This is a genomic window from Methanophagales archaeon (genome assembly GCA_021159465.1).
Taxonomy (GTDB): domain Archaea; phylum Halobacteriota; class Syntropharchaeia; order Alkanophagales; family Methanospirareceae; genus G60ANME1.
The window spans coordinates 1-10,758 of the sequence record JAGGRR010000161.1 but is presented as its reverse complement, the minus strand read 5'-3'; the positions used below and the strand labels follow the sequence as shown (position 1 = coordinate 10,758).

At 44.3% G+C, this 10,758-nt stretch carries 15 protein-coding genes and 1 tRNA gene; 11 read left to right on the top strand and 5 right to left on the bottom strand.

What is annotated here, in order from left to right; translation table 11 throughout:
- Positions 1-172: 172 nt before the first annotated feature.
- The 3 genes from J7J01_07170 to J7J01_07160 all read left to right on the top strand — a co-directional run bounded on the left by J7J01_07170 (position 173) and on the right by J7J01_07160 (position 2,991).
- Positions 173-244: transfer RNA gene (locus tag J7J01_07170), tRNA-Thr, on the top strand.
- Positions 245-248: 4 nt separating this feature from the next.
- Positions 249-1,754, top strand: a complete 1,506-nt coding sequence (locus tag J7J01_07165; protein MCD6210652.1) for a proline--tRNA ligase — start codon at positions 249-251, stop codon at positions 1,752-1,754.
- Between the two features lie 106 nt (positions 1,755-1,860).
- Positions 1,861-2,991 carry a hypothetical protein gene (locus J7J01_07160; protein ID MCD6210651.1) on the top strand — a complete coding sequence of 377 codons (1,131 nt, stop codon included), beginning with the start codon at positions 1,861-1,863 and terminating at the stop codon, positions 2,989-2,991.
- A gap of 1 nt (position 2,992) precedes the next feature.
- On the opposite strand, the gene J7J01_07155 is transcribed toward J7J01_07160, so the two are convergent.
- From J7J01_07155 to eif1A, 5 genes are read right to left on the bottom strand one after another with little or no spacing between them, the layout of a single operon-like run.
- Positions 2,993-3,433 carry a phosphatidylserine decarboxylase gene (locus J7J01_07155; GenBank protein MCD6210650.1) on the bottom strand — a complete coding sequence of 147 codons (441 nt, stop codon included), beginning with the start codon at positions 3,431-3,433 and terminating at the stop codon, positions 2,993-2,995.
- Positions 3,434-3,467: 34 nt separating this feature from the next.
- Positions 3,468-4,109 carry a protein-L-isoaspartate O-methyltransferase gene (locus J7J01_07150; GenBank protein ID MCD6210649.1) on the bottom strand — a complete coding sequence of 214 codons (642 nt, stop codon included), beginning with the start codon at positions 4,107-4,109 and terminating at the stop codon, positions 3,468-3,470.
- A 31-nt stretch (positions 4,110-4,140) separates the two neighbouring features.
- The gene (locus J7J01_07145) at positions 4,141-4,683 is read right to left on the bottom strand and encodes a hypothetical protein (GenBank protein ID MCD6210648.1); all 543 of its coding nucleotides are present in this window, start codon (positions 4,681-4,683) and stop codon (positions 4,141-4,143) included.
- A gap of 3 nt (positions 4,684-4,686) precedes the next feature.
- Positions 4,687-5,520 carry a serine protein kinase RIO gene (locus tag J7J01_07140; protein ID MCD6210647.1) on the bottom strand — a complete coding sequence of 278 codons (834 nt, stop codon included), beginning with the start codon at positions 5,518-5,520 and terminating at the stop codon, positions 4,687-4,689.
- Positions 5,490-5,792 carry a translation initiation factor eIF-1A gene (eif1A, locus tag J7J01_07135; GenBank protein MCD6210646.1) on the bottom strand — a complete coding sequence of 101 codons (303 nt, stop codon included), beginning with the start codon at positions 5,790-5,792 and terminating at the stop codon, positions 5,490-5,492. The genes J7J01_07140 and eif1A overlap by 31 nt, the downstream gene beginning before the upstream one ends.
- A 137-nt stretch (positions 5,793-5,929) precedes the next feature.
- On the opposite strand from eif1A, the gene J7J01_07130 reads away from it, so the two are divergent.
- The 8 genes from J7J01_07130 to J7J01_07095 all read left to right on the top strand — a co-directional run bounded on the left by J7J01_07130 (position 5,930) and on the right by J7J01_07095 (position 10,678).
- A complete protein-coding gene (locus tag J7J01_07130; GenBank protein MCD6210645.1) occupies positions 5,930-6,631 on the top strand; it encodes a GTP-binding protein in 702 nt (233 codons plus the stop codon).
- Positions 6,603-6,992: a DUF2073 domain-containing protein gene (locus tag J7J01_07125; protein ID MCD6210644.1), complete on the top strand. Its 390-nt coding sequence runs from the start codon at positions 6,603-6,605 to the stop codon at positions 6,990-6,992. Before J7J01_07130 ends, J7J01_07125 begins: the two co-directional genes overlap by 29 nt.
- A gap of 48 nt (positions 6,993-7,040) precedes the next feature.
- A complete protein-coding gene (locus tag J7J01_07120; protein MCD6210643.1) occupies positions 7,041-7,373 on the top strand; it encodes a hypothetical protein in 333 nt (110 codons plus the stop codon).
- 53 nt (positions 7,374-7,426) lie between these two features.
- Positions 7,427-7,804 (top strand): cell division protein SepF, encoded by a 378-nt coding sequence (gene sepF, locus J7J01_07115; protein MCD6210642.1) that lies wholly within the window; start codon positions 7,427-7,429, stop codon positions 7,802-7,804.
- 10 nt (positions 7,805-7,814) lie between these two features.
- On the top strand, positions 7,815-8,291 hold the full coding sequence (locus J7J01_07110; GenBank protein ID MCD6210641.1) for a ZPR1 zinc finger domain-containing protein: 477 nt from the start codon (positions 7,815-7,817) through the stop codon (positions 8,289-8,291).
- A 128-nt stretch (positions 8,292-8,419) separates the two neighbouring features.
- On the top strand, positions 8,420-8,824 hold the full coding sequence (locus tag J7J01_07105) for a DsrE family protein (protein ID MCD6210640.1): 405 nt from the start codon (positions 8,420-8,422) through the stop codon (positions 8,822-8,824).
- 106 nt (positions 8,825-8,930) lie between these two features.
- Positions 8,931-9,512: a Kae1-associated kinase Bud32 gene (locus J7J01_07100; protein ID MCD6210639.1), complete on the top strand. Its 582-nt coding sequence runs from the start codon at positions 8,931-8,933 to the stop codon at positions 9,510-9,512.
- Positions 9,513-9,751: 239 nt separating this feature from the next.
- On the top strand, positions 9,752-10,678 hold the full coding sequence (locus J7J01_07095; protein ID MCD6210638.1) for an HD domain-containing protein: 927 nt from the start codon (positions 9,752-9,754) through the stop codon (positions 10,676-10,678).
- Positions 10,679-10,758 lie beyond the last annotated feature (80 nt).

Sequence of the window (10,758 nt, the reverse complement as noted above, 5' to 3'; positions counted from 1 at the left end):
CTGCAATACAAAGCAGCTTTTTACGCTGGTATTTGTCTTCTTTTCTTATCCACTTTCAATTCTCCACACTGACTCTTCACAGTGTTTCCACTTTTTATCCTTTCTATGAGTTCTAATAAATTAATAACCCATAAAATAAAAAAGTGATATAAGAACAAAAATAGAGACAATAGCCGCTGTGGCTCAGTGGTAGAGCGACTGACTCGTAATCAGTAGGTCGTGGGTTCAAATCCCACCAGCGGCTTTGTATGCAGCAAGATAGCGATAGCATTTTAGAGAAGGAGGATAACTTCAGTAGATGGTATAATGAGATATTGAAGCGTGCGAGGATATTGGATGTGCGATACCCGGTGAAGGGTGAATATGTCTGGTATCCTTACGGACTCAAGTTAAGGAACTTAATCTACAACATCCTGCGCTCACTTATGGATAAGGAGCATGAGGAGGTACTGTTCCCTTTACTGATACGAAGAGATGAGTTATTAAAGGAGAAGGAACATATAAAGGGCTTTGAGGAGGAGGTATTCTGGGTTACCCACGGAGGAAGTACCGAACTGGACATCCCTCTTGCACTACGTCCCACATCCGAAACCGCGATATATCCGGTCTTTAAACTCTGGATAAGATCACATCGTGACCTGCCCATTCGTGTATACCAGATTGTGAACACCTTCAGATATGAGACGAAGCACACGAGACCTCTGATTCGAGTCCGTGAGATAACTTCCTTCAAAGAGGCACATACCGCACATGCGAGTAGAGCAGAAGCAGAGGAGCAGATAAAGAAGGCAATTGCTCTATATAGGCATTTCTTTGACCAGCTCGCCGTTCCTTATGTAATAACAAAGAGACCGAGATGGGACAAATTCCCGGGCGCTGAATATTCCATCGCGTTTGATACGCTCATGCCCGATGGAAGGACAATGCAGATCGCCACCATCCACCTGCTCGGTGAGAGCTTTGCCCGCACTTTTGATATACGATATGAGGCTGAGGATGGCTCATCTAAGCTCGTTAATCAGACGTGCTATGGTATCTCCGAGCGATGCGTAGCTGCAGTTATCGCAGTACACGGTGATGAGCATGGTCTGGTTTTACCGCCCAGAGTGGCGCCTATCCAGGTGGTTATTGTGCCTATCATATTCTCAGGCGATAAGAACGGGAAGGGGATGGAAGAGGTGAAGGAAGCCTGTATCAGTCTGTATGAAGCTCTGAAAGAAGCGGATGTGAGAGTCATCCTAGATGACTCCCAGGAGAGACCCGGTGCGAAGTATTACTACTGGGAGATGAAGGGAGTCCCCCTACGGATCGAGTTAGGACCCCGGGATCTGAATAATAACAGTTGTGTATTCGTACGACGTGACGACTTCAGGAAGACCCAGGTACCTCTTAACACTGCTGTTCCTGAGGTTAAGAAAACACTGGATGATATTCAGCGGCATCTATACGCGCGTGCGAAAGAAAAGCTCGTCTCGAATATTAGAAATATAAGTATAGGTGTAAGTGTAAGTGAAAAAGACAGCAAGATGGATGAGTTAAGAAAAGCGGTGAGAAACGGTATCATCTCCTTGACCCTGTGTGATAACGAGAGCTGCGGTAAAGAACTGGAGGATACGCTTGGAGTAAGCGTACTGGGAGAGGTGTACGAGGATAAGGAGGTAGTGGAAAGAGAAGAAGGGGAAGGTAGTGGTAAAAAAGGATGTGTAATCTGCACACGCAGCGGGAGTAGAGTCCTTGCTGCCCGCACTTATTAATTATTATTTATAATACTTGTCTATATTTTCAGCTCTGCCTTCTGTCGGGAAAAAGCGAAAAGTTTAAAAATACATGATGGAAATTTTCAGCCTGTGAATGTATAATATGAACCAGAATATGAACCAGAACAACGTCAGTCGAGAAGTCCGCTATATAGACGGCGTGATAAGAAATGTTCACAATGTGAAGAAGAGGGAGTTTAAGCCATTCTACAGGGACCTCTTCGATGCCGACTGTATAATCCTCGTTGGAGAGGGAAGGTCTCAGAGCGCTCTGTACATCGGCATGGGACAGATGGACAAGGTGGTACGGACACCGGTTGATATAGACTTCCCGGGCAGGAACATCCTTGAAGCTGCACCAATACTGGAGAAGAAGCATGACAAGATAGCACTGCTTGTCAATTCAGGAAGTGGTGAGACTTCAACACCTAAGATCGTGGTTAAACAGCTCTCTGAGTATATAGAGCGTACAGGAAGCCCTAAATTCTCCATTGATGTCGTCGTATCGAATCCCAACTCATCAATAGGGAAGATAGGGGAGAAAGAATATGCCAATATGGTAGAACTGAAAGGTAGAGGTAAAAGGTCTAACTCGACCAATGCTTTCCTCAAACATGGCATTATGAGCGATGTTTACGAGCTGGGCTCCTTACTCCTATTCCAGAAGACAAAGGAGGCAATAAACGAGCACGCAGACTATAATGCCGTATTCGAGAAGATAGATGCGGAATCAAAGGTAATAACCAGTATTGTAAATGGATTTATCAATTCAGAGATTTATGGAGATATCATCTCTAAATTGGAGACAAGAAGCCGGATAACCATGGGTGGGCTGGGTCCGGCGAGGAACGTAGCGAAGATGACTGCGATAAGGCTGCAGCATGTTAAAAGGGCGATAGGCGATGAGGCTTATTTGTCCGGTCCTTTTGCTCCGCGACCGCGAGCCGGAGATATATTATTCCTGGTCTCATGGTCCGGTGAGACGGAGCCACTCTTCGGCTGGTGCAATGAGCAGAAGAAATTTGGTGGCTATGTTTATTCCATCGTTGGCAATGAATCCACATTATCGCGAGAGTCCAAGAGCTTCATCATACCATCTTCACCAATCGAGTTCTATGAACGTGCTACATTTGCTCTCAGTCCGCTACCACTGCATCTGGTCGAACGCTTGAATCAACGTGGCTTCAAATTGCCGGAATATATCATGGAATGGTGGCATTCTGTGACTCAATAATTTATGATAATACCGCTATAACAGTCTTACCGCATCTCACCCGTGCACCACTCCCCACACATAGCTCAAATCCATCTGGTACGCTCACATCAACACGAGAGCCGAAGCATATCTTTCCCATTCGCTCTCCCTTGCTTATCGCCTGCCCTTCTTCCACCTCACACTTTATCCTGCGCGTGAAGAAACCCGCTATCTGAACCACCTTTATAGCACCATACCTCGTATCCAGCTCAATTGTATTCCTCGTATTGAAATCGCTGATTCGCATGAATGCGGGCTTATAAGTGCCCATCTCTGGTGTTATCCGTTTTACTATGCCATCCAGTGGCGCAGCGGTGACATGGAGATTATGAAGATGCATGAATATGGAGATCGTTCTCTCTTCTCCTTCTATAACTCTCAATATCCGACCGCTCGCGGGCGATACCATCTCCTCACTCATTTTACTCTTACATCCCACATTTACATCTTACATCTTACCTGAAACCAAATCTACCAATCAGGGGTACGAAGGCGACCTCGCACTTACTCTGCTTCTCGATCCCGTTCTTCTTCTCCACCAGGTATAGCTCCTGTATATATCTCCCAATGGGTATGACCATCTTACCCCCGATCTTCAATTGTTCGAGCAACGGCGGTGGTACAGATGGAGCTGCACATGTCACGCATATCTTATCAAAAGGTGCATGTTCAGGAAGTCCAAGCGTTCCATCACCTGATACTACGACCACATTCTTATAGCCCGCATCTCTCAGATTCCGGGTCGAGAAATCAACCAGCAAAGGCAGTCGCTCTACTGTATATACACGACCCTCAGTGCCTATCAACTCAGCAATGACAGCAGCATGATACCCGGAACCAGCACCAATCTCAAGCACTTTATCCCCTTTCTCCAATTTTAAATACTCACACATCATCGCCACCATGTGCGGTGCACTTATCGTCTGCCCACCACCAATAGGCAATGGATAATCACCATATGCCTGGTCTCTCAGTTCAGGAGGTACAAAGAGATGTCTCTTTACACGATTCATAGCTTCTAATACCCCTGTACTAACTCCCTGCCTCCTCAGAAGGTCAACCATTCGCTTCCTCTCTTCTTTATACTCATCATTCATTCCACTATAATAATATTTATTTTGTCTCTTTTCACCATTCGGGCTCCAAAGCTCGCCTTTTACGTTCCAGGAAAGTATATACAGTACTGTGCGGAGTCCCTTTTATCAGCATCTCTATAGCTTCCCTCGCCACTTTTATCTGCTCCGGATAGCCTATTAAGCTCACGGTCTTACCATATACAGAGATTTTAACGCCCGTAAGCGTCTCTATCACCCGCCTTGTCTTACCCTTCTGTCCTATTATACGCCCTTTTATCCGTTTGAGCGTCTTTGGCGTGAGATGTGCGAGCGAGATAACGTCGAATAGGAGGGAATCATCCTCGAGCAGTGCAAAAGCTTTCTCAGGTGAGAAGCCACGTCCTATCGCTCTGATTGCATCTACCACTCTCAATGTCTTTGTAGGGTCCTCTCCCTCCATGCCCTCTATACTCTCTATACATACCTCACCATTCTCACTATCCACATTTATCCTGCTTGCTGACGCCCTCTCAAGCTCCTCCTTCACGATTCCATTATGCCCGATGAGCACACCAATTCTATCCAAAGGTACCCTAACATACTGTATTATTGCCATCTTTTATCTCTCATCATCCTTTATCTCGCGGATTATTTCTTCTTCTGAACATTTTAAACCAAGTCTGTTAAAGAAAAAAACGATATTTCCAACATCGCGTCTGAGAAATTTATCAGCGTTTGGATGGCTAATGAGCAGGGATTGCCCCATATCTATCAGTACAGGCTCCACCTCCAATTCATCCTCCACATAGCCCCGCATCAGTATATTGAACTCACTGAGATCTGCATGAACCAGGCTTGCCTTTTTATAAAGGCTCTTCAAGTACCCTACTATACATGTGAGCAGTTCGTTCAGGTCAAAGTCACGCTGTAAGATATCAATAGGGATATCACGCAATCTCGGCGCTGCTATGCCCTCTTTTCCTATAAATTTCATTATCAATACATTATTATTGCATGCAATCGGCTCTGGAACCGGAACACCGGCATCAAAAGCTCGTTTCAAGTTCTTCAGCTCCTTACGCGCCCATGCGAATATTACAGTTCTCCGGTCCCTCCTTATGTGCTCAAACCTCGGGTCTCCGATTATGTAATCAAGCATGGCATTGAAGTTAGAGGTACTCACCTTATACACTTTTATAGCCAGTTCCTGATCTGATGCACCCAGTGCGTGAAAGACCACTGCTTCTTTCCCCCTGCTTATAGGTCCACCCAGCGCTTTTATTATACCCTGCTTCGTGAATTTATACAGTGTCTCTAAAGTGGGGAGGTCAAAGACATATTGTTCGGTCTTTACATCACGATAATCCTTCTTCTTCTTTTTGCCCTTTGGTAACTGCCTCTCTTCCCGCTTCAACCATCTCTCTACTTCAAATAGCCCTTCCTTCTCAGCCATTCTGCCTGTGGTCTTGTATATTTATGGATTAGGTCAGCTTTTTCATCCTGGAACTCCCATGGAACGATGATTACAACGTCACCAACGTTGATCCATTGCTTCCGCTTTAATCTCCCTGGTATTCTTGCCATTCGCTCCACACCATCTTCACACTGGACCAGCACCCTCCGCCCTCCCAGCATCTTCTCCACTATTGCTAACACCTCTCTATTCTTCCGCTGCGGTATACGTACGCGTATAACCTCCCCTTCTGCACCTTCTATCTCAACCAATTTCTTCTGTCTCCGAACTCTCCCGATGTATCAAGGATTTCATAATAAACTTATTTACCTATACCTAAGAAGGAATAAGGTTTTATTAAATTTAAGCCCTTTGGGAATATTTAACGGAGATGAGCGTGAGGGAGAGGATGAGGGGAGCTTTATCAAAGCTGATAACAGCTCTCTTCTTCAAGAAGAAGGCGGTGAAGATTGGTATTTATGGTCCACCAAACGCGGGTAAGACGACATTGGCAAACAGGATAATACATACCTTTGTGGACGATAACGAAGATATGGGTGTATCAACAGAGATACCACATGAGACAAGACGGGTAATCAAGAGGGAAAGGGTTCTCATAGACCTCAAGAGGAGGACTCAGAACAGCAACCGCAACAGCAGCCGTGAGCGTGACCGTGTTCGTGACCCAAGCCCAAAGAGGAGCAGAGCGAAGTTGACGCTCGATGTGGTTGATACTCCGGGTTTGGCAACGAAGATAGATTTTCGTGATTTTATGGCTTATGGTCTGGAGGAGGATGAAGCGAAGAGGCGAGCGAAGGAGGCTACAGAAGGTGTTATAGAGGCAATAAAGTGGCTTGACGATATTGATGGTGTTATTTTACTTATGGATTCTACAGCAGACCCATATACGCAAACGAATGTTGTTATAATAGGGAATATGGAAGCAAGAGGTATACCTATTATCATCGCAGCGAACAAGATTGATCTGCCCGATGCTGCTCCTCAACGTATAAAAAATGCCTTCCCGCAGCATCGTGTGGTGCCCGTATCGGCATTGAAAGGGGATAACATGGAGGAGTTATATGAAGAAATGGCAAAAGTCTTCGGGTGAAGAGGAAGGGGAAGGGACTGAAGAACAGATCGGAATAGAGATGAACGTAGTATCCAGAGATAAGGTAGAATCTATGGGTTCAATGGAGAAGTTGAGGTTTATATTAGATGGAGTGAAATCCGGGAATATAGTGGTGCTGGAAGGTGGACTGACAGCAGAGGAGCAGATGAAACTGATAGAACTCACGATGATGGAGGTGGATGAAAGTTTCACGGGCATAGAGATAAGTGGGTATCCAACCAAGAGGGGGTTATTGAATTTGAGGAGGAAGACACGGCTCACCATTATCGGACCTGCAGCGAAGATGAAGACGATAAGGAAGGATAAGGACCTGATAAGCGCTATTATTTCCACAACATGACAATACAGGGGAAGATGAGAAGAAAGAGGAATAGGATAGGAGAGGGAGATGCACAAATGTTTGAAATGCGGTAAGAAATTCGAGCGGATAACCAAGGAGATGCTGAATGGTTGCCCGGAATGCGGTGGTAGATTATTCCTCTACATAAGAGATGGGGGAGACCTGGAAGCCCGAGAGCTGGTTGATAGAATAGTGATAGAAGAGGGTAAGGAGATAAGACCTGAGGAACAAATTGAGAGTTTAAGGATTCTCAGTGCTGGTGTCTATGAACTCAATCTGGACGCATTGATGGAGAAGCGAGAGATAGTTATGGGGCTAAAGCAGAATGGTTCTTATGCAATTCACCTACCCTCGCTATTCGCAAAGAGGAAGAAGAGCTAAGCTAAATATATATTATAGAGAAGGGATTATATTCTTGAAAGGGTGAGGTAAGAATGGGTTTAAAAGAAGGTCTGAGTAGATTTCTTGGGCGGAAGGAGGAAGAGGATGATTATCTGGATTTCGACCTGGACATAGATGAGTACGAGGAGGAGCTGGAAGAGAAGGAAGAGGTGAAGATGTATGTAAAGACAGCGGAGTTAACAGGATTATACGATATTCCTGAGTTAAAGAAGGAGATATATGCGGGTAACCTCTTGATTCTGGATATTTCGCTGGCAAAGCATGACAAGGTACTGATAGAGAAGGCGATAAAAGACCTCAAACTGGCTACTCTTGATGTCGGTGGTGATATCGCAGGTATTGGAGAGGATCAGGTGATAGTGGCGCCCGGGGGTGTGAGGATAGATAGGGAGAAGGTGGGTGGAAAGTGAAGTGAAGTGAATGAAGGAGAGATGCCCGGTCTGTGGAGCGGAAAGTAATCTGGAATTTAAACCTTATAATATACCTTATTTTGGCGATATCATGCTGTTTACGGTATCATGCCCATCCTGTGGGTATCATTCTTCTGATGTGATGCTCTTATCAGGTGATAAAAACAGGAAGAGGCATGAGATACTCGTATCCTCAACGGAAGATTTGAATATCACAGTGGTAAGGTCTTCCTATGGGCGAATTGAGATACCGGAACTGGGAGTGAGTGTGGAGCCAAGGCGAGGAGAGTCGTTCATCACAACGGTGGAGGGTGTACTGATGCGAGTGGAGCGAGTGGTGAAGATGCTGAGTAGAGAAGAAGAAGGAGCGAGGAAGGAGCGTGCGGAACGCATATTGAGGCATATAGAGGATATAAAGGCAGGTAAAGCGAAGATGAGGCTGATAATAGATGACCCAACGGGTAACAGTGCGATAATTCCACGGTAAGATGGTGAGGGCTCGGGGCTGGAGCATATAGATACCCAGTATGAAGAAGATGGGAAGAAGTTATACTTTATATATGATAAAAACTTTATAAGTAGTGAAAACCATCTATCTATGGTGAGTGATAAGAAATGACCGATACCATAATACTATGTAAGGAGGGAACGATAAACTCCTATTTGAGTGCACTCGTGGTTGCTGCAAATAGGAGTAAGGCAGGAGAGGACATAGCAGTGGTGTTTTTGCAGGAAGGTTTGTCGGCACTGATAGATAAGAAATTCCGCTATGATCCGGGACTGGAAAGCTATGCGGATGATATAAAGAAGAATGCCGCGGAAATGGGCGTCCCTTCGGACCCATTCGAACTGATAAAGATGGCAAGAGATGCCGGGGTTCGCCTGTATGCCTGCTATGCATGGATGAAACTTTTAGGTGGGAAACCACCAAGGTTTGATGTGCCGGAGGGTTTGGAGAAGCTGGAATTACAGGATCTGTTGACAGAACTGGGAAAAGTGAAGAAAGTCATCACATTGTAAATATTTCTCTCTTTTTCTTTTTTTCATTTTTGCTTTATTATAGTACATAAAGTATAATATCTCTTTGGTAAAGCTTTCTTTTTGAAAGAAGGATTTTTTTATCATCATGATACAGTGTGCAGAGGCGATAATAGAGTTTAAGGATGGATTCGTTTTTAAGCGGCGAATAAGGAAGCGATATAGGATAAAAGAGATAGATGAGCGGATAAGGAAGGAGAGGACAAAAAGCGAAGCGAAACTAATATCAGAAGCGCGAAGAAAGGGTATACCTACACCTATCATCTTCGATATCTTCGATTACACACTGGTGATGGAGCGAATAGAAGGGGATTTAGTCAGGGAAGTGATAACGCCCCATATAAGCGAGCAAATAGGTGAACTTGTCGGCAAATTGCATCGAAATGGTATAATACACGGCGATTTGACCACTTCCAATCTTATACTCGGCAGCGATAATATCCTTTATCTCATAGATTTCGGGCTCTCGTTCTTCGATTCGAGCATTGAAGCAAGGGGTGTGGACGTTCATGTCTTCTTCCAGAGCCTAAAAGCAACGTGTAAGTCATGGGAAGAATTGAAGGAGTCCTTTATAAAGGGCTATACGCGTTCCTTGCCCGATGCTCCACAGGTATTGACCCGCGTATCAGAGATAGAACGGCGAGGGAGATACGTAGCGCGTAAGAAGTAGAATGCTTGCTTATTTGAGGACTGATTTGCAGGAGAAGGTAAAAAAGCAGAGATAGATTGAATCCAAATTGTAAAGAATGCCTGGTAATGGTAAATAAGGTAATGCCTGCAAGAAACAAGAAATATCAAAAATAGACAGCATATCAAATATGGGAGGATAGGAATAGAGATGCCCGCGCTTACGCTCACCCATATCCGCAATTCGTCAGACACATTGCAAGCTACAAAGGAGAGGGGAATATGAGAATAAAAATTCCAGGAAGCTTGAAACTTCGGGGCGAAAAGGGCAGAGCCCTTGAGTTGTGTTTGTTGAATATAGAACAAAATGTAAGTAAGGTTTGGGGAGGTGGATTGATTCTTCGACACTATACAAAACACGGAATAGAGCATTCGGAGAATATCATTACTTATCTTGGAAAGATTCTTGAAACGCACGCTAATCTATTAAACACTTATGAAAGGTTTGTATTGCTTGCTTCTGCTTATCTCCACGATATTGGAATGCAATTCCCTGCCTATGCGGGTTTGCCCAGAAAAGCTGAGAATGAATATACTGACGAAGAACTGGAGAAGATCAGAGAGAACCACCACATAGCAAGTGCAGCAATAATAGAGGATAGCGTTTCACAAAATCCGCCTGAAGAACTTGTGGAACTTGGGCTGAGGTCTGAATCTGAAGATTGCAAGCATTTCGCAACGTTTATAGCTAAAGTCTCAAAGTACCACAGAAAACTAAATATAGAGGATGAGGAGTTAAAAGAAACTTCTATACTGGGTGAACGTATGAGACTGCGTCTTTTAGCTGCCCTCTTGCGGCTCGCTGATACCTTAGACAGAACCTATAAAAGAGTAAATATGACAAGATTGAAATTAGTGGATATTCCAGTTAGAAGCAAGTTTATATGGTGGGGGCATTGGTATTGTCAATCGGTGAATGTGGAAAATGGGAAAGTAAAACTGTATTTCAGATTTCCAGAAGAATATAGAGATACAGAAATTGAACGAGTATTTAAGGATAGATGGAAGCGAGCTATTGAAGATGATTATAACACAGTGTATGATGTGCTTTTTAAGAATAACATCAAGTTGTATAAAGAGATAATAATAGAAGAACCGGAGTATGATAAAAGTATTGAAAACCTCCCCGGGGATGTTGAAGAGTATTAACCCCCTCCAAAATGTCACCATTCAGCAAGCCTCTGGACCTGGAATAAGCCCATTTATAGTCCTATAGTCCTTATATTTTA

Excerpts from the sequence above, each read along its gene's own strand:
- J7J01_07145 (MCD6210648.1), bottom strand. The coding sequence starts at position 4,683 with ATGGCAATAATACAGTATGTTAGGGTACCTTTGGATAGAATTGGTGTG.
- J7J01_07110 (MCD6210641.1), top strand. The coding sequence starts at position 7,815 with ATGAAGGAGAGATGCCCGGTCTGTGGAGCGGAAAGTAATCTGGAATTT.
- J7J01_07105 (MCD6210640.1), top strand. The coding sequence starts at position 8,420 with ATGACCGATACCATAATACTATGTAAGGAGGGAACGATAAACTCCTAT.
- J7J01_07120 (MCD6210643.1), top strand. The coding sequence starts at position 7,041 with ATGCACAAATGTTTGAAATGCGGTAAGAAATTCGAGCGGATAACCAAG.
- J7J01_07140 (MCD6210647.1), bottom strand. The coding sequence starts at position 5,520 with ATGGCTGAGAAGGAAGGGCTATTTGAAGTAGAGAGATGGTTGAAGCGG.
- J7J01_07155 (MCD6210650.1), bottom strand. The coding sequence starts at position 3,433 with ATGAGTGAGGAGATGGTATCGCCCGCGAGCGGTCGGATATTGAGAGTT.
- J7J01_07125 (MCD6210644.1), top strand. The coding sequence starts at position 6,603 with ATGAAGAAATGGCAAAAGTCTTCGGGTGAAGAGGAAGGGGAAGGGACT.
- J7J01_07150 (MCD6210649.1), bottom strand. The coding sequence starts at position 4,109 with ATGAATGATGAGTATAAAGAAGAGAGGAAGCGAATGGTTGACCTTCTG.
- sepF (MCD6210642.1), top strand. The coding sequence starts at position 7,427 with ATGGGTTTAAAAGAAGGTCTGAGTAGATTTCTTGGGCGGAAGGAGGAA.
- J7J01_07165 (MCD6210652.1), top strand. The coding sequence starts at position 249 with ATGCAGCAAGATAGCGATAGCATTTTAGAGAAGGAGGATAACTTCAGT.
- J7J01_07100 (MCD6210639.1), top strand. The coding sequence starts at position 8,931 with ATGATACAGTGTGCAGAGGCGATAATAGAGTTTAAGGATGGATTCGTT.
- J7J01_07130 (MCD6210645.1), top strand. The coding sequence starts at position 5,930 with ATGAGGGGAGCTTTATCAAAGCTGATAACAGCTCTCTTCTTCAAGAAG.
- J7J01_07160 (MCD6210651.1), top strand. The coding sequence starts at position 1,861 with ATGAACCAGAATATGAACCAGAACAACGTCAGTCGAGAAGTCCGCTAT.
- J7J01_07095 (MCD6210638.1), top strand. The coding sequence starts at position 9,752 with ATGAGAATAAAAATTCCAGGAAGCTTGAAACTTCGGGGCGAAAAGGGC.